Genomic DNA, 18,743 nt, shown 5'->3' with positions numbered 1-18,743 from the left:
TACTTATAGACATCCTAACATATTAAACACTATGATGATGTTACAAAATACCGAACAAATGAAAGTGGAAATGAATAGAGGCTTTTAAAACTGTTGACATTCAATTTTTTAGAATTGAATGTCAATAGTTTTACCATACATAGTTATGTTAAATATGTATCTCGTAAAATCCCGATTTTTGGCGGGATAATCATTAGCGGGGGAAGGACAAGGTACATAAATAAAGCGTTATGGAAGTTAAAATATTTGATTGATATCTTAATGAAAGAAATTAAATATGAGATAAATATTTTCCAACATACAACCCACTTGCAGCAGCTTGAGATAATGAATGAGTGACGCCTGAACAATCTCCAACTAAAAATAGTCCATGCACACTTGTTTCAAAATGGTTATTGATTTTTATCGTAGGAGCATAGAACTTTCCGTCAATTCCATATAACAAAGTATCTTTATCGATCGGTTCTTTGATAAATCGTTCTAAGCGTAATAAAAACTCTTTTAGTCCTTCAATATATAATGGGGGAATTTCTGTATTCAAATCTCCATAATCTCCTTGTAGTGTAGGTTGTATACGGTTATGTTTCATGTCGTTCTTTATTGTAGGTTGTTTATTTAGTAAGTCCTCTAAGCGCTGTATAACAATCCGATCTCGTCCTTGGTTAATGTTTTTTATAATTGAACTTGCGTATACATTTGCTTCTTTGAGAGTTGAAAAATAGCGCGGGATAAATAAAGTGAAATTTAAGTTAGGTGTGCCAGTTCCTTCCTCTCGAAAATTTTGACCGTCAGGCATAACTAAACCTTCTTCGTACTTTCTAATGATGCGTCCTTTTGGATTCATACAGTACGTAGTTGCGGTGAAGTGTTCATGCTCATAAGAAAGTTTTGTCTCAAATGTATCTTTTAATATAGAACGTAATTGGTGTTCTTTCATCTCTACTCTAATCCCTAAATCTACACGAGTTTGCTCCTGAGAAATTTTAAGAGAAGTGCACATTTCTTTTAACCAATCCGCTCCGGAACGCCCAGTTGCAAACACTAGTTGCTTAGATTCAACTATTCCTTCATTTGTCTCTATTGTAAAATGATCTTTCTGTTTCATAATATGTTGTACATCTATATGAAATTGAATATTTATTTTTGTAAGTAAAAATTCATAGAGCTGCTGAAAAATGTCACTTGAAAGGGTAGTACCAAGATGCCTTACTTCTGTTGTTAGCATTTGTAAACCACACGTTTCAGCTCTCTTATTGAGATTTGGATTTTCTGTAGAGTATTTTGAAACAGAACTTCCTCCGAACTGACATAGAATTTCATCTACTTCAGCCATGAGTTGAATAAAGCTTTCTTTACCGACTTTTTGCTCAAGTTCTCCGCCAAATCCGTTTGTATAATTAAATTTCCCTTCAGATTTTCCTAAACCACCAAACCCGAAATATTTATCACATGTAGTACAAGTACACACTTTTCCTTCGTCTAAAGGACAATGGCGATCTTCTAGCGCTTTACCTTTATCAAGAATTAAAACCTTTTTGTTACTTTTAGCTAGTGAATAAGCCATAAAAATGCTACTTACTCCAGCACCGATAATTGTAACATCATACATATTTTTTCACCTGCTAACGAATAGTTTGTTTTTATTTTTCTAGTGTATAACAATTTTATGAAGTTAAGAAATAGCTTTTATTAATAAAGAGGGAGTTTTTGAACTGGATGCTTTTTTAATTTCTCCGAGTGGTGGGGTAAATACAAATGTCTTTATTTAAAAGAAGAAATAGTTTTCAAAGATCACTATGTCATATGATAAATAAATTCTTACATATAAAAAAACAGACCTTTTAAGTGAGAAGGTCTGTTTTTTATATGTTATTTAGCGAAGACGTGGTTACCAATTACTGCTACTGTTTGACGTGTCGTAATCCATTTGTCTGTTGATGTTTTTGGGTTGTAAAAATAAAGCCAATCAGAATGTATTCCATTTGTGGAGATAGCTTCTTCTACTGCCATTTTTGCTTCTGGGCTTGCAGGCTGATTAATTCTTCCATCTGTAACAGGAGTAAAGGCATATCCGTATTTAATAGGTTCATAAATAACGCCTGTTATTGTGTTTGGAAAACCTTTTGCGTTTACACGGTTTAGTATAACTTTCGCTACTGCTACTTTTCCTTTATACGATTCGCCACCTGCTTCAGCAGTAACTAAGCGTGCCATTAAGTCTTTTTCTTTTTCTGAAATGCTTGAGTTTATTTTTATATGTTGTCCTGTATAAAGCTTGTTTCCGACTATATTGTTAATTTGTTTTATAGATTGAACGGTAACATTGTAACGCTTTGCTATCGTTTCCAATGAATCTCCCGGTTGTACTTGATAAATAATTTGCTCAGAAATGTTCGCAGGTTTAGCGTTTTGGCGAAGAGTGATTTCATTTGAGTTGACGGAACCTGGAATATGTAACTGTTCGCCAATGAAAGTTTGATCGTTTTCTTTATTGTTAGCCTGTTTAATGGATTGTATTGAAACTCCATATTGTTTACTAATGCCCCAAAGTGTATCATTCTTTTTTACTGTATGAATGGTAGATGCTTCAGCTGTACTTTGATGACATACGAATGTAATTGCAGCTGCAGATATAGGGATTATATGTTTTATTTTTAATAATTTCATTGTAAATCCTCCTAGCAAAAATAAGGTGAAATTGTTAAGTAATATAGTTCAGAATGTCTATACATAATATTTTAATATGAATATATTAGCACGTATAAAATAAATAATCATCATAAGTTTCTTATTTATGTAGTGTAGATTCCGAATATGAAATATTGCATATGAAAATACATTGAAGTTCATATTGCTGATTACTATAATCTATTTAGTAGAAAGGGAATATGTTATATAAATGTAATCATTATAGATTAATATAATGATTATATATTATTAATAGGAGGAGTGATGTAATGAATATATTTAAAAGAATATCTGTTTCAGCTGTAATTATTTCAATATTTTTAGGAATAGGGGACACGGTCAATATTGTAGGTGCGGATTCTATAGAACAGCAGAGTAAATTAGGGATAGAACAAGAAACAGATAAACAAATCATTGTAAAATTCAATGCGGATTTGAAATTACCATATGAAGATGGTATTGAAAAACAGATACAAGCTCAAGCAAGTGATAAAGTACTAGAAGATCTTTTGGTAGAATATCCAGATGTAACATTCACTCGTTTATTCACATCTGTAAGTCCAGAAGAAATACAAGACCTTGAAGTGAAAGCACCCAATAATGTATCTACAAGTTTATTAAACTACTATATTCTTCAAACTCAAAATGGTGGGCAGAAAGAAGAACTAGTAGATAAGTTAAAGGCATCTTCTTTAATAGAAGATGTGTATATGAAAAAACAAGAAAAAATAACGCCACCGGAAGTACAACCATTAAGTGTATCTTTTAATCCTGATAACAATCCTAGATATAAAAAACAAGGTTACCTTGAAGCAGCACCATACGGTATTAATGCGCCTTTCGCCTGGGGAGTTCAAGGCGGTAATGGAAATGGTATAACTTTTGTTGATATGGAATATGGATGGTTATTAAATCATGAGGATTTAGTACATCAAAATATTGAATTAATGTCTGGAAGAAATATAGATCAGCATGTTGGACATGGGACGTCTGTACTAGGAATTGTATCCTCTGAAGATAATGCAGTGGGGAATATTGGGATTGCGCCAAAAGCGAAAGCGAAAGTGATTTCTCAAATAAGAGATAACGGGCAGTATAATACAGCTGATGCAATATTAAGTGCTGTAAATCAGTTAGAAGCTGGGGATGTTTTATTATTAGAGGCACAAGCTTCCTTTGATGGATATGGTGATAAATATTTACCTGTTGAAATACAACCAGATATCTTTGATGCGATTCGTGCTGGTACAGATAAAGGTGTTGTCATTATAGAAGCTGGAGCAAATGGGTGGAATGATTTAGATCAATTTAAAGATAGAAATGGTAAACAAGTCTTAAATCGTAATAGTAAAGATTTTAAAGATTCAGGTGCAATTATGGTAGGCGCGGGCTCTTCATCTTTCCCTCATGAGCGTATGTGGTTTTCAAATTATGGAAGTCGGATTGATGTGTACGGCTGGGGAGAAAATGTAGATACAACTACAGCCGAGCAAAGTCGAAGTGCTGTAAATCTTTATACTTCAAGCTTTAGTGGAACATCTAGTGCTTCACCCATTATCGCAGGAGCAGCGACTTTAGTACAAAGTATTGCTAAAAAAAATTCAGGACAACCGTATAGACCGAGTGAATTAAGAACGATATTAAGTAACCATAACACTGGAACGAAATCTAAAAATCCATATGCAGATAAAATTGGTGTTTTACCAGATTTGAAGTCTATACTAGTAAACTTAGGGTATGAACAAAGAGAGCCGAACGGTGGGAATGAGTTACAAGTAACAGAAAATGAACCAAATAATGAACCTAGACAGGCAAATAAAGTTAACTTTCATACACCAATGAAAGGAACACTACATAATCGTGATAAGGTAGATGTATTTACTTTCCAAATTGACTCACCAGAGAATATTAATATTTCTCTACTAAATGAACAAAACATTGGAATGACATGGGTACTTCATCATGAATCAGATTTAAACAACTATGTAGCATATGGTGAAAATGAAGGGAATGTAGTTAAGGGAACTTATAATGCAAAGCCAGGTAAATATTATTTATATGTTTATAAGTATGAGAATAAAGATGGTTCATATATATTGAATATAAAATAAACGAAAGGAACTTCAGATGAAGTTCCTTTAAATTTTTCTAATTCAGTATATGTGAATGATTTTTTAACTTTACTTCTATGCAATATTTCATATTGATGAAATATTATTTATTTTTTACTCACTAGATTATATTATATTCAATAAGTTTGATGTAAAACAGAAAAAGGAGGAATAATAATGAGCAATAAGAAGTTTATTTTGAAATTATTCATATGTAGTATGATATTTATCACATCTGTATTTGCTTTACATGATAAGCAAGTCGTTGCAGCTAGTTCTGTTATTGAACTTGAAAATTGGTCAAAATGGATGCAACCTATACCTGATAACATCCCGTTAGCACGAATTTCAATTCCAGGAACACATGATAGTGGTACGTTCAAATTACAAAATCCAATAAAGCAAGTATGGGGAATGACGCAAGAGTATGATTTTCGTTATCAAATGGATCATGGAGCTCGCATTTTTGATATAAGAGGCCGTTTAACAGATGATAATACGATAGTTCTTCATCATGGGCCATTATTTCTTTATGTAACACTGCATGAATTCATAAACGAAGCGAAACAATTTTTAAAAGATAACCCAAGTGAAACAATTATTATGTCTTTAAAAAAAGAGTATGAGGATATGAAAGGGGCAGAAGGTTCATTTAGTAATACGTTTGAAAAAAATTATTTTGTTGATCCTATCTTTTTAAAAACAGAAGGAAATATAAAACTTGGAGATGCTCGAGGGAAAATTGTACTACTAAAAAGATATAGTGGTAGTAATGAATCTGGAGGGTATAATAATTTTTATTGGCCAGATAATGAGACGTTTACGACAACTGTAAATCAAAATATAAATGTAACAGTACAAGATAAATATAAAGTGAGTTATGATGAGAAAGTAAAATCTATTAAAGAGACGATTAAGGAAACGATTAACAATAGTGAGGATTTAAATCATCTATATATTAATTTTACAAGCTTGTCTTCTGGTGGTACAGCATGGAATAGTCCATATTATTATGCCTCTTATATAAATCCCGAAATTGCGGCATATATTAAACAAGAGGATCCCAAAAGAGTTGGTTGGGTGATCCAAGATTATGTTAGTGATAAGTGGTCACCGATTCTCTATCAAGAAGTTATAAGAACTAATAAGTCACTTTAAGTTTCACCATAATTTCATAGAAACAATGTAACGCTATTAAAAGTCTTGTGGAATTCCCATAAGACTTTTTAGTATTTAATATTATGAGAATCAAAGTTCTTTGAATAGGTTTATATAGTTAATATAATAATTTAATACGGTTATAAAATCGACACGAAAAAATGTCGATAAATGTCGATTAATATTGTAATATAAAACATATAAGTATAATATACAGATGAGGTGGATTTATTGTCTTTTATTAAAAATAGTAAAATTGGAACGAAATTAAATGTGTTAGTCATTATATCGAGTTTGGCGTGCATCATGTTATCTTCTCTGGGGTTTCTAGGGCTTCAAAAAGGTGAAAATACATCTTCTAGTATGTATGACGAAAGGCTATTACCAATTGAATGGATAGGAACTGTAGAATCAAATTTTTACCATGTGAATATGAATTTTATGGAGATTATGATATCGAAAGATGAAAAAAGAATGAAAGAACTAATAACAGAAATGGATAAGACTAGGAAAGAAAATGATGAGTTATTAAAACAATTTGAAACTAGAATTAGTTCTCATAAAGAAAAGGGCTTGTATAATGCATTTCAAAGTCAATTCAAAGATTTAAGAATACAAATGAAGAAAGCACAGGACTTGGGACTGACTAATAATGAAGAAGCGTATAGCTATTATTTAAAAGAAATTGAGCCTAATATGGGAAAAACAATTGAGTCTATCCGTGAACTTATTTTATATAATAATACCGCGGCTGAACAACTACAAAAAGAGAATATCAATAGTGTGAAAAATACGATAATAACATTTGTAATTATTTCATTTGTTGGAATCATAATAATTATTTTTATTGGTTTTATAATAAAAAATGTTATAAAAAAACCAATTGTATTATTACAAAAAGATATGGAACGAGTATCTGCTGGAGATTTAACAATTCGAACTTCTTATAAATCCGAGAACGAATTAGGCCATATTGTACAATCCTTTAATAGTATGTTAGATAACTTGCAACAATTAGTCGGTCAGGTGAAGGTTACAGCGAAAGAAGTGATTATTTCAACTGAAAATATGTTACAAGAGACAAAAACGGCAGCACATATATCAAACGAGGTTGTTCGAACTACTTCTGAAATAAATAAAGAAATAGAGGGACAAGTGACTAGTATTCAAGAAAGTTCAACTTCGATGGAAGAAATTGCAACTGGAGTTCAAACAGTAGCTGAATCTTCAGCGATGGTTGCTGAAGTTGCTGTTACAACAATAGACCAAGCAAATTCTGGTAGTGAAGTTATAAAACAATCTATTCGTCAAATGAATAGTGTGAATGAAGTTGTTGAAGAAACTTCTAAGGTCATTGATAGACTTGTTACGCGGACACAACAAATTGAAGAAGCGCTAGATGTTATTACTAATATTGCAGAACAAACGAATTTACTGGCCTTAAATGCTGCAATTGAGGCAGCACGCGCCGGAGAAAATGGAAAAGGATTTGCAGTAGTTGCAGCTGAAGTAAGAGGTCTGGCTGAGAAATCTAAAACATCTGTAAATGATATAAATAATTTAATACGTTTTATACATCAAGATACACAGGATACAGTTCATGTAATGAAAAAAGGTCAACAACAGGCTAGTGGTGGTAAAGAAGCAGCATATAAGGCAGAACTCGCATTTTCATCTATTATGCAAGATATTAATAGAATAACGTCCCAAATTCAAGAAGTGTCTGCTGCCACAGAAGAAATGTCTGCTGGGACAGAAGAAGTGAATGCCTCTTTATCAATAGTTTCTGAAACTGCAACACAAGTCGCACAAGAAACGAATCGAACGGTACAATCAATTCAAGCACAAGCCACATTGATACAAGAAATAACGACGAAATCTAATGAAATGAAAAAGAAAGTCGAAAATTTAGAAATGCTAATTTCGCAATTCATTATTGAAGAATAAGTTTGTTAACATTTATCAGTAGTATAAACTTTAAGATACTCAATATAGTGCTGCGTTGCACAATTTGAAAAAGGACCTTTATAGGTTCTTTTTTTGTAAATGGTGTGAATGCTATGTTTAATTATAGTGAAAAACAGAAATGTATTATATAATAATCATTTAAATTTGTACCTATAAATTTTATATGTAATAATGAATTTGATTTATTCTAATAAAATGGAGGTATATACTATGAAGTTTCCACATGATTTTTTATTCGGAGCTGCTTCAGCTTCTTATCAAGTAGAAGGTGCATGGAATGAGGATGGAAAAGGTGTTACGAATTGGGATGAGTTTTCAAAAATTCCTGGCAAAACATACAATGGAACAAATGGTGATGTAGCGGTTGATCATTATCATCAATATAAGGAAGATGTTCGTTTAATGGCTGAGATGGGATTGGAATCGTATCGTTTTTCGATTTCTTGGGCGAGAATATTGCCGAATGGAGATGGAGAGGTAAATGAAAAAGGCATTAAATTTTATAACAATTTAATTGATGAATGTTTAAAGTACGGGATTGTACCGTTTGTCACTTTATATCATTGGGATCTACCATTACCGTTAGAAAAGGATGGTGGGTGGACGAATAAACGAACAGCAGATGCTTTTGTAAAGTATGCCGAAATTTGCTTTAAAGCATTTGGTGATAGAGTGAAACATTGGATTACTTTTAATGAAACAGTAATGTTTTGTGGATTAGGCTATTTAAAAGGTGCACATCCACCAGGAATAAAAAATGATGTTCCAAAGTATTTTCAAGCGACTCATTATGTATTTTATGCACATGCGAAAACAATTGCGGTGTACAAGCAGCTGAAACAATATGGGGAGATTGGGATTACACATGTTTTCTTACCTGCTTATAGTGTGGATGATGAAAAAGAAAATATACTAGCAGCAAATCATGCGAATGAATATGAAACGTATTGGTATTATGATCCAGTTTTAAAAGGTGAGTATCCACCTTATGTTGTTCAACAATTAAAGGAAAAAGGGTGGACTCCTAATTGGACGGTTGAAGAATTAGAAATCATTAAACAAAATGCCGAAAAGAATGATTTTATTGGCTTGAATTATTATCAACCAATACGAGTAGAAAGATACGATATGGATATAAAGAGCGATGAGCATTCTCGAGAAAACTCAACACTTGCTCCAGGTAATCCTTCTTTTGATGGTTTTTATCGCACAGTAAAAATGGATGATAAAACATATACAAAATGGGGATGGGAAATATCTCCCGAAGGTTTCTTAGATGGATTGCATATGTTGAAAGGGCGTTACGGTGACATAAAGATGTATGTAACGGAAAATGGACTTGGTGATGAAGATCCAATCATTGAAGGAGAAGTTGTAGATGTTCCGAGAATTAAATTTATTGAAGAGCATTTAAAAGTAATAAAGCGTGCAATTGAAGAGGGAATCAATTTAAAAGGTTATTATGCATGGTCAGTGATTGATTTATTAAGTTGGTTAAATGGGTATAAAAAGCAATATGGCTTTATTTTTGTCGATCATAATGATAACTTAAAACGTAAGAAAAAACTTTCGTTTCATTGGTATAAACATGTTATCGAAACGAGAGGAGAAGAGTTATAATAGATAAAAGAGTATTTTAGGAGAAAGTGTATGAGTACAAAGTATAAACAGATTGCAGATGTGTTAGAGCAAAACATTCGAGATGGGCTTTTTAATGAAACGAAAAAACTACCTACAGAAGAAGCTTTGATGAATCGGTTTGAAGTAAGCCGTAATACGATACGTAAAGTAATTAGTCAGCTTGTAAATAGAGGTTATATTTTTCAAGTGCAAGGTAGTGGTATGTTTTTACGTGAAACTTCTGTAACAGATTACATTAATTTAGGAAGTTTACGTGGATTAACGAAAAATCTCGTTTCGCAAAATATTGAAACGAAAGTGTTAGAGCTTGAAGTAATAGATGCGGACGAAGATATAGCAAAGCGGATGCAATGCGAAGCTGGAACTAGGATATATTTTTTGAAGCGTTTAAGAATTGTAGATGGTAAACCATTCTCTATTGAAGTAAGTTATTTCAAAAAGGATATTATTCCATATTTGAATAAAGAAATAGCATTAAGCTCTGTATACAGTTATTTCATTGAAGATTTACGATTAAATATTGGCTTTGCCGATAAAGTTATTAGTTGTGAAAAAGTAAATAAAGAAAACGCGCAGCTGTTAGAATTAAATGAAGGTGATCCGGCGCTTCTTATTGAAAATACAGTGTGTCTTGTAAACGGGACAATTTTCGAGTTATCTCAATCGATGTTTCATTATGAAAAGACTAAACTTTTAAATCGAATTAATTTCAAATAAAAATAGAAAATAATTTATCGTGTGAAAAGCAACTGAGTCCAAAGTGATCAGTTGCTTTTTATTTTCAAAGTGGATGAGCAAAAAAACACAAAAGTGGTTGGTCCGTTTTTTGTAAACATCTATTATGATAAGAGAAGAAAGGTAGTATGTTATTAAAGTTTTAAAGAGGAAGTTCTTTATTAAAATAGATTGTCTTTAGAGAGGTGAAAATACAATGATTTTTGCAATTTCACTAGTGGTTATTATTGTAATTGGATCCCTGTTTGGGACCGTGTTAGTTGCACGAAATGTGGAGGATAATTACGGCAAGTCTACAAAGAGAAATGTGAAAAACTTATCAACTATTTATATTCTTCTTCTTTTCGTACTACTTGTTGGGGTAACGTGGTATGCGGTAGTGATTTAATAGTTTTGAAAGAAAAAAGTTAATATTGTATATGATGGAGGAGTATGATTTTGATAAAAAATGAACGCCACGTTTTAATTGTTTTTCCGCATCCAGATGATGAGTCATATTGCGTGGCAGGTACAATTTTAGCTTATGCGCAGCGAAATGTTCCTCTTACTTATGTTTGCTTAACGTTAGGTGAAATGGGGAGAACGATGGGGAATCCTCCTTTTGCAACACGTGAATCATTAAATGTTATAAGAGAGACGGAACTAAAGAGGGCTACAAATGTTTTAGGGATTAAAGATTTACGTATGATGGGATATCGTGATAAAACTCTTGAATTTGAAACTCCCGGAGAGTTAAGACGTGTAATACAAAAATGTGTAGAAGAAGTGAATCCTTCGTTAGTTATTTCTTTTTATCCGGGATATGCGGTTCATCCAGATCATGATGCAACAGGAGAAGCGGTAGCAGAGGCGTTAGCTAATATTCCGGAATATAAAAGGCCAACATTTTATGCGGTAGCTTTTTCGAACAATCATGAAGCGGAAATAGGTCCTCCGCATTTTAAAAATGAAGTGAAAGAATATGTTCCCAAAAAATTAGAGGTATTGCAAGCACATGCATCACAATTTGCGACGAAAGTAACGGAACTAAAAAGAGAGTATGAAGAAGGTGTACCGGAAACAGTAGAGTGGTTAGAAAAGGAACCATTTTGGATATATTCATTCAAAGATAAGAGTAAGTGATGTTATAGCTGAAGGTGATGAATATGTATTTTGAATATAAGAATCGGAAAATTTCTTACAATATAGAAGGATCGGGCCCTGTTATATTGTTATTACACGGTCTTGGTGGGAACGCAAACAATTGGCTATATCAAAGGCAATATTTCAAAGAGAATTGGACGGTGATTTCTCTTGATTTACCGGGGCATGGGAAATCTGAAGGGCTGGAAATTCTTTTTAAAGAATATGCAAATGTTTTGTATGAGTTATGCAGTTATTTAAAGCTACAAAAAGTGGTTATGTGTGGCCTTTCAAAAGGAGCTAGAGTCGGTATCGATTTTGCTATTCAATATCCAGGCTTTGTTTCTAGTTTAATTGTTGTAAATGCATTTCCCTATTTGGAGCCTGAAGATCGAAAAGAACGAATTGAAGTATATGATTTACTTAGCTTACACGATAATGGAAAAACATGGGCGGATACATTATTGAAGGCGATGGGAGTAGCAGATAATGAAGTAATTGTTAGGGGATTTTATCAATCTTTACAGTCTATTAATTCGGTGCATATTCAAAGATTATTTGCTGAATTAGTAGATTATGATCAAAGACCGTTTCTTTCAAATATTTCATGTCCTACTTTAATTATAAGAGGGGAAAATGATGATTTCGTTCCCGAGAAATATGTAAGAGAGTTTGAAAGACGTTTGAAAAATACAACTTTTATTGAGTTTAAAAATAGTGGACACTTACCTTATTTAGAACAGCCGACTAGCTTTAATATGACGGTAGAAAGATTTTTAAATCATGTAATTAATTAATACTATTATTAAAGTTAATACTGTTATTAGGGAATCAAGGATAGTTCGTTTTGAGAGGGGGCAACAAGGTGGAATGGAAACCAAATCGTGCAGATAAGACGCCTGTATATAAACAAATAGCGGATTATATGGAAAGGGGTATTTCTTCAGGTGAGTTTCCTTCTGACAGCAAGTTACCTTCTGAGCGTACGTTAGCGAAAGAATTACAGGTGAACCGGAGTACAATAGTAGCTGCGTATGAAGAATTAAAATCACTTGGAGTAGTAGAACGGCAAAAGGGAAGCGGAACAAGGGTCAATACAGATATATGGGGTGTCTCACATAAACGAATACCGAACTGGGGTAGGTACGTGGAGGATGGATCGTTCTTACCTAACGTACCACTCGTTCAACAAATTAGAACGGAAACACAAAAAGACGACTTAATTAATTTAGCGAGTGGTGAATTGTCACCAGAATTGATTCCGAGCGATAGATTCCGAACGATTTTGTCGGAGAAAACATTTATGGAAAACCTCGGTTATGACCATCCGCTTGGAAATGAAATGTTGAGAAAAACAATTGCAGCACATGTTCAGCAATATAAACAAATTGAAGCAGATTCGAATTCTATCCTTATTACATCTGGCGCACAACAGGCACTTAACCTTATCGTGCAATGCTTATTAAAACCAGGAGACGCGATTGCAATTGAAGATCCGTCGTATTGTTTTTCATTGCCGATGTTTAAATCTGCTGGCCTAAAAATATTCCATCTACCTGTTGATCAGCATGGAATGAATCCAGATGACTTAATTGATTTGCATAAAAAGCATCGTATTCGTATGGTATTTTTGAATCCAGATTATCAAAATCCAACGGGAACTGTGTTGTCATTAGCAAGGCGTAAAAAGGTTTTAGAGCTGTCTTCTGAATTTGGTATACCGATTGTAGAAGATGATCCGTATAGTTTAACTTCATTTAATGGAGAAGTGAATCCTACATTAAAATCAATGGATCAAAACGGGAATGTTCTTTATATAAGTTCATTATCAAAAATTGTTGCATCAGGATTACGTATTGGCTGGGTAATTGGCCCTACGCGTGTAATAGAACGTTTAGCGGATGCAAAACAGCAAGTTGATTTTGGCCATAGTGTATTTACGCAGTGGGTGGCAAATCAATTTTTAGAATCAGAAGATTTTCATGCACATATTACAATGCTTCGTGAGCAATTGAAAGACAGAAGAGATGTGTTAATTAGAAAGCTTGAAGAAATATTAGGGGACCAGGTTGAATTTTTTGTTCCAGAGGGTGGAATACATTTATGGTGCAAAGTGCAAGGAACATTTGATGAATATCATTTATTAGGCGAATCTATACGAAATGGTGTAGCGTTTGTCCCGGGAAGTGTTTTAGGTACTAAAAATGAATATATTCGTTTTACTTTTGGGAGAGTAGATGTCGAACAAATTCAACTGGGAATCACGAGGTTTGCGGAAACATTAAACGAGATTTCATAATAGTGATGCATATTGAAATGAGGGAAAGAAATGAAGTACGTGACGCTTTTACTTCAAGTAGGCGTGCTATATGTATTTAGCTTAGTTGGTACGTGGATTCAGGAAGTATTCCATTTATCAATGCCAGGAAGTTTAATAGGGATGTTAATGCTGTTTCTGCTCCTTGCTACTCGTATTTTACCATTAAAGTGGTTTGAGGAAGGTGCGGAAAAGTTAATTATATTTTTACCGTTATTTCTAATTCCTTCGACAACAGGGCTGATGGAATATGGGTCTTTTCTTTTCAGTAAGGGGAGTGTTATATTCCTTTTAGTAGTTGCAAGCACAATAGTAACATTGATTGTTTCAGGGTATATAAGTCAATTATTAGTAGCATCAAAAAAATAAAATCGACAAGGTGCAAGATGCAAATGGTCTTAATTATTATTACTGTAGTAATGTATGTATTGGCGACAAAGTTATATAAAAAAATTCCGTTTCCATTTACGTTACCGGTGTTAACAGTTACAGCAAGTATGATTTGCTTATTTCTGATTTTGGGTATTTCTCATCATGAGTATAGAGAAAATGGGGGAGACATTCTTTCCGGCTTATTGAGTCCTGCAATTGTAGCGTTAGCGATACCTTTATTTAAAGAGCGAAATATACTTATGAAAAATTTTTTGTCGATACTTATCGGCGTAGCGGTAGGTATAGTGGCTTTAACGAGTATGAATGTAGTGATAGGCGGAATGTTAAATATAGATAAGGAACTCATATTAACAACACTGCCGCAATTAGCGACGATGCCTATCGCCATTTCATTAGCGGATCAAATTGGTGGTATTCCATCTATGACTTCTAGTTTTGTAGTTGTTGCAGGAATAACAGGTGCTATTATCGGACCAACAGTACTTAAGTTTTTCCGTATAACAAGTACGATTGGAAAAGGAGTGGGGATGGGCTGCGCATCACATATTATTGGTGTGAGCCGTCTCGTGAAGGAAGGCGAGAAAGAGGCGACGATCGGTTCAGTGACGATGATTGTAACCGGAATACTCATTAGTATATTTATACCTTATGGAACGAAATTTATATTTTAAAATATAATGGAGATGATGAAAATGACAACATGGTTTATAGTTACATTATTTATTTTTGGCGCTCTTAAAGTACTAGTTTCTAGTATGCCAACTTCTGTTGTAGAATCAATTATTAGTAGATTTGAATTGCATCAAAAACTTGAAGAAGAGACTACCTCTATATCGATAGATGGAAAAAATATAGAGGGAGAAATGAAACTACAAGTTATTCATGAATTTAATGAGGCTTTATTTTTAGATAAACACTATTTCCCACCGCACGGGGAAGGAACACCAATCGTTATTAATACGAAGAAAGGGAATAAAGAGATTAGATTTTCTCTGTATAGCCATGAGGAACATGTTGATGTAATCAAGCAATATAAGAAGAAAATCGTTGCCTATCGTTTACGTTCAAAAAGTCTTCAAACTCTGGCACCATTAGTAGTAACTGAAGAGTATGCTTAAGGAGAGACCGTTTTTACAACGGTCTCTTTATTATAGGTAGGATGTATATAATTATTTAACTGTTTATTCGTATCTTAGCCCGTTTGAAAGTTCTTCAATAGCTTTCCAATCGTCAACAACAATCTGTTTATTATTTTTATGAATTATATTGTTAGCTATTAATTTTTCGATAACTCGATTAAGATGACGGGTAGTTGTCCCGATTAATGAGGCAATTTCATGATGATCTTTCGTATGGATTTCTCGTCCAAATAAATTAGATGGGTTTCGAGCTGTACATAAATAACTAGCAAAGCGTGTCTCCACAGAAGCTAGTAAATTGATACGTGAAGCCGTTGTGCAGGTTTGTAGTTTATAAGTGACGTGATGAATTAGTTCTTGAAGAAAGACTACATCATGTAATAAGTAACTTGTTACATAATTTTTATCAATAAAAAGAAAATCAGTCTGCTGTTCGGAGGTTACATGAGATTGTATGTCTACTGATTGAATTAATTCAATATCTCCCATGATAGAAACTGCAGAACAAAATCGTAGTAATAATGCTTTACCTGTAATTACACTTGAAGTTATTTTTGTACGACCTGACATTTGAATGTATAGGCCGTCAATAGCCTCGCCTTCTTGTAATACAGTTTCTTTTGCTGCATATCTGTGAATCTCAAATGGATGATTGAATTGTTGGAACAGTTTTTTTATGTATTCATTGTTTAGGTAATTTAGTAATAAAATATTATCTGCAATCTTTTGCATAATGTTTCTCCTTTTGGGACATCTGTCCTGTCTATTATAAAATAATTCATTTACATTAAAAAGAAAGGAGTGATGTATATGAAATTTATTTTTGATATCGATGGTACTATTTGTTTTAAAGGGAACGCAGTAACTAGACAGATCATTCAAGCGCTAGACGTTTGTTATAGTAAAGGACATGAGATTATATTTGCATCTGCTAGACCGATTAGAGATTTATTACCTGTTCTACCAACTCATATGCATCATTATTCAATGATTGGTGGGAATGGTGCCTTTGTCGCAAAGGATGGAGAAATTGTTGAAGTTATACGTTTTGACATTGAAGCAGTAAGTGCTATGCGTTCAATTATAGAAAAGTATAGTCTTTCATATTTGGTAGATAGTCAGTGGAATTATGCTTATACAGGAAGCGAGAATCACCCTATCTACAAAAACATAGACCCTAATCAATTGGCTATTAATATGAATATTGATGAAATTGATGAAGTAGTAAAGGTGGTTTTATTTCCTGATAATATAAAAAAAGAATTAATCATAAATGCGTTGGAAGAACTTCCTATAAGAATATATGAGCACGCAAAAGAGGGGATTATTGATATAAGTCCGCCACATATTGATAAATGGGAAGGTTTAAAACGATTAGGTATAAAAGAGGGAGAATTTGTAGTATTTGGTAATGATTCAAACGATTTATCAATGTTTATACATGCTAAGGAAAGTATATGTGTTGGGAGTCATGAAGTATTAATGAATCATGCTTCCACATGTTTAAAGATTAATGAACAAACTATTAGTAATAAAATTATGGAGTTAGCAGAGTCATATGCATAATAATGTGTATGTGAAAAAAGGGTACTAAAAGGATTGTTAGCCTTTTAGCGCCCTTTTTTATTAATAATTGACTGATAGAACTTCCATATGAAAAATAAAAATAACATATATCCAAACAAAGAGTAACTATGACGCCAATTCGCACTATGTACAAACAACCCTAATCTTTCAGCAACCTGTTCAAAAATACTAGCACAAATACCTATTGAAACAATAAATAAAATTCTAGAAACTGCAGATAATGTTTTTGAAATTTGTATGAAAAGCGTTGTTAAAATCGGTAGTACAAACAAAGTAAAGCCAATGTTAACTGAAAATATGGATGAGAATGGTCTAACGGGAAAGGAATAGATTTGGTTCGCAACAAAGAAAGCATCTAAGCAAGTTCCGATAATAGAAGAGAGTAAGATTGTAACTGCTAATGCTAGAAAATCACTCTTCTTCTCGAAGGAGGACGTTTTTCTTTGCAAGAATTGCCAACTCAATTGTTTCGAGTGTTTTACAGTAGTCTTCTGTAATTTGTCCATTTATATTTTCCTCCTTATCTACTAAGTAATTTACAACTTGCCAGTCCGTAAACCAATCTTCATTGTCAACTTCTTCATGCTTCATATCTCGCCATGCATAGATGAGTGCAGGACTGTATATACGATAAGCGCCACTACGCAACTGGCATTTCTTTATTCGACGCTTATAAAACTCACGGGAAAAAGATTCATTGACACTTGAAAATAAATGAGGCCAGTAATCTTTCCTTGATCCTGTATGCGGATGGTGCTGGGCCCAGCTTATTATTTGAGATAAAACATGTGTGTCTCGAAATAATAATGAATACAACCTTTTTCCAATTAAGATTCGTTCGTGTAAGGAAGTGAAATGTTTCATTGTATCACCAAATAGTAATACTTTGTGTTTCTTATCATTTTCGTAGAATGGGAAAAGAATATGATTAAATTGAAAGAAATCAAAGAGTTTAAATCCAATACTATTAAGTACAGTCTTTTTAAATTGTATATTTTGAATCACTCTTTTTTCTAAGTAGTTTTGCTCATTAATAATAGTTGCAATGGCTAATGTTTTTTTGTTACCTGTTTTCCAAAAATCGTTCCACATCGTTTCCATAAATGTAGAAACATTTAGGTGAGGGAGAAGGTGAAATAGCTTTTTTGCTCTTTTCACACTTTGTTCATAAAGCAGAAATTGAGGATATACATCTTGGAAAATAAGCCAATTCCCTCTTTCTAAAAAAGAAAAAAATGTGATTTGATCTTTCTCTGATAAAATTTTCGTATATAAATCGCCCTTTAAATCAGTCATATTCCAACCGCCGTTACGTGATACCATATGCCCAAGTAGTGCCCAATGTATTTCTGGATATTGAGTGTAAAATTGGTAGTATGCGCGTGTTCTTGTCACATTATTTTTATTTAGCTGTTCTGTTTGTATTTTTATGTTGTTGATGATGAGTTGCTCTTCTTTCGTTAATTTATACATCGTACCAGAATGTATGAGTTTGCTTTTTTGTTTTAATTCATTTTTTACATCAAATAGGGAGAGAGGCAGTACTTTGGAAGGTCCGTTATATGTATAATTTGAATCGCTTCGGTACATTCCGTTACCTCCATTTTTCATAAATTTAAACATGATTATTGGCTATGAATCATTCTATTTATTTTATTACGAGTATAAGAAATAAATGAACGGTGTTTTTTACAAGTGTTTAGTTATTATGCAAAAAGTATAAAAAATCTTACTGTTGTGAGGTGAAATAAAAAACAGAAACTATTTTTAATAGTTTCTGTTTTTTTATTTTGTCAATTAAATGTAACAAACGACAATTATGATTTAAATCAATTGAAAATAATTCAATAAATTTTATAAATACAATTCTAATTGAAATGTGTG

Annotated in this window: 18 protein-coding genes; 13 read left to right on the top strand and 5 right to left on the bottom strand. The window is 32.9% G+C overall.

The window, feature by feature from the left end; all coding sequences use genetic code 11:
• Window positions 1-271: 271 nt before the first annotated feature.
• Together ACLBWW_RS00325 and ACLBWW_RS00320 are read right to left on the bottom strand one after the other, a co-directional pair.
• The gene (locus ACLBWW_RS00325; RefSeq protein WP_064469397.1) at window positions 272-1,609 is read right to left on the bottom strand and encodes an NAD(P)/FAD-dependent oxidoreductase; all 1,338 of its coding nucleotides are present in this window, start codon (window positions 1,607-1,609) and stop codon (window positions 272-274) included.
• A gap of 260 nt (window positions 1,610-1,869) precedes the next feature.
• On the bottom strand, window positions 1,870-2,667 hold the full coding sequence (locus ACLBWW_RS00320; protein ID WP_048545931.1) for a cell wall hydrolase: 798 nt from the start codon (window positions 2,665-2,667) through the stop codon (window positions 1,870-1,872).
• A gap of 290 nt (window positions 2,668-2,957) precedes the next feature.
• Between ACLBWW_RS00320 and ACLBWW_RS00315 the strand changes: the two genes are divergently transcribed.
• The 12 genes from ACLBWW_RS00315 (at window position 2,958) to ACLBWW_RS00260 (ending at window position 15,251) form a co-directional block, all read left to right on the top strand.
• Window positions 2,958-4,799 (top strand): S8 family peptidase, encoded by a 1,842-nt coding sequence (locus ACLBWW_RS00315; protein WP_048545930.1) that lies wholly within the window; start codon window positions 2,958-2,960, stop codon window positions 4,797-4,799.
• A 177-nt stretch (window positions 4,800-4,976) separates the two neighbouring features.
• Entirely contained in the window at window positions 4,977-5,957 is a 981-nt protein-coding gene (locus tag ACLBWW_RS00310) for a phosphatidylinositol-specific phospholipase C (RefSeq protein ID WP_048545929.1), read from the top strand.
• 231 nt (window positions 5,958-6,188) lie between these two features.
• A complete protein-coding gene (locus ACLBWW_RS00305) occupies window positions 6,189-7,904 on the top strand; it encodes a methyl-accepting chemotaxis protein (protein WP_048545927.1) in 1,716 nt (571 codons plus the stop codon).
• A 231-nt stretch (window positions 7,905-8,135) separates the two neighbouring features.
• Complete coding sequence (locus ACLBWW_RS00300) at window positions 8,136-9,545, top strand: glycoside hydrolase family 1 protein (RefSeq protein WP_048545925.1); 1,410 nt, start codon at window positions 8,136-8,138, stop codon at window positions 9,543-9,545.
• Window positions 9,546-9,575: 30 nt separating this feature from the next.
• Entirely contained in the window at window positions 9,576-10,283 is a 708-nt protein-coding gene (locus ACLBWW_RS00295) for a GntR family transcriptional regulator (RefSeq protein ID WP_048545923.1), read from the top strand.
• A 214-nt stretch (window positions 10,284-10,497) separates the two neighbouring features.
• Window positions 10,498-10,689 carry a hypothetical protein gene (locus ACLBWW_RS00290; protein WP_048545921.1) on the top strand — a complete coding sequence of 64 codons (192 nt, stop codon included), beginning with the start codon at window positions 10,498-10,500 and terminating at the stop codon, window positions 10,687-10,689.
• A 53-nt stretch (window positions 10,690-10,742) separates the two neighbouring features.
• Window positions 10,743-11,423, top strand: a complete 681-nt coding sequence (bshB2, locus tag ACLBWW_RS00285) for a bacillithiol biosynthesis deacetylase BshB2 (RefSeq protein ID WP_048546463.1) — start codon at window positions 10,743-10,745, stop codon at window positions 11,421-11,423.
• 23 nt (window positions 11,424-11,446) lie between these two features.
• Window positions 11,447-12,220, top strand: coding sequence for an alpha/beta fold hydrolase (locus tag ACLBWW_RS00280; protein ID WP_088122944.1), 774 nt, complete (start codon window positions 11,447-11,449; stop codon window positions 12,218-12,220).
• A 68-nt stretch (window positions 12,221-12,288) separates the two neighbouring features.
• A complete protein-coding gene (gene pdxR / locus ACLBWW_RS00275) occupies window positions 12,289-13,722 on the top strand; it encodes a MocR-like pyridoxine biosynthesis transcription factor PdxR (protein WP_048545917.1) in 1,434 nt (477 codons plus the stop codon).
• A gap of 30 nt (window positions 13,723-13,752) precedes the next feature.
• A complete protein-coding gene (locus tag ACLBWW_RS00270) occupies window positions 13,753-14,109 on the top strand; it encodes a CidA/LrgA family holin-like protein (protein WP_000878487.1) in 357 nt (118 codons plus the stop codon).
• Window positions 14,110-14,132: 23 nt separating this feature from the next.
• A complete protein-coding gene (locus ACLBWW_RS00265; protein ID WP_048545914.1) occupies window positions 14,133-14,804 on the top strand; it encodes an LrgB family protein in 672 nt (223 codons plus the stop codon).
• A 21-nt stretch (window positions 14,805-14,825) separates the two neighbouring features.
• Entirely contained in the window at window positions 14,826-15,251 is a 426-nt protein-coding gene (locus ACLBWW_RS00260; protein WP_048545912.1) for a YfmQ family protein, read from the top strand.
• 63 nt (window positions 15,252-15,314) lie between these two features.
• Here ACLBWW_RS00260 and ACLBWW_RS00255 read toward each other — a convergent pair whose 3' ends face one another.
• Window positions 15,315-16,004, bottom strand: a complete 690-nt coding sequence (locus ACLBWW_RS00255; RefSeq protein ID WP_048545911.1) for a Crp/Fnr family transcriptional regulator — start codon at window positions 16,002-16,004, stop codon at window positions 15,315-15,317.
• A 78-nt stretch (window positions 16,005-16,082) separates the two neighbouring features.
• On the opposite strand from ACLBWW_RS00255, the gene ACLBWW_RS00250 reads away from it, so the two are divergent.
• The gene (locus ACLBWW_RS00250) at window positions 16,083-16,838 is read left to right on the top strand and encodes an HAD-IIB family hydrolase (RefSeq protein ID WP_048545909.1); all 756 of its coding nucleotides are present in this window, start codon (window positions 16,083-16,085) and stop codon (window positions 16,836-16,838) included.
• Between the two features lie 44 nt (window positions 16,839-16,882).
• Here ACLBWW_RS00250 and ACLBWW_RS00245 read toward each other — a convergent pair whose 3' ends face one another.
• Together ACLBWW_RS00245 and ACLBWW_RS00240 are read right to left on the bottom strand one after the other, a co-directional pair.
• Complete coding sequence (locus ACLBWW_RS00245; RefSeq protein ID WP_048545908.1) at window positions 16,883-17,308, bottom strand: CBO0543 family protein; 426 nt, start codon at window positions 17,306-17,308, stop codon at window positions 16,883-16,885.
• On the bottom strand, window positions 17,271-18,449 hold the full coding sequence (locus ACLBWW_RS00240) for a DUF2515 domain-containing protein (RefSeq protein WP_098048821.1): 1,179 nt from the start codon (window positions 18,447-18,449) through the stop codon (window positions 17,271-17,273). The genes ACLBWW_RS00245 and ACLBWW_RS00240 overlap by 38 nt, the downstream gene beginning before the upstream one ends.
• Between the last annotated feature and the right edge of the window lie 294 nt (window positions 18,450-18,743).

The sequence above is a fragment of the Bacillus sp. M5A3_1b genome (genome assembly GCF_053345335.1).
Note: the sequence above shows the minus strand (reverse complement) of the source record. Positions and strands in the feature narration are given on the sequence as shown.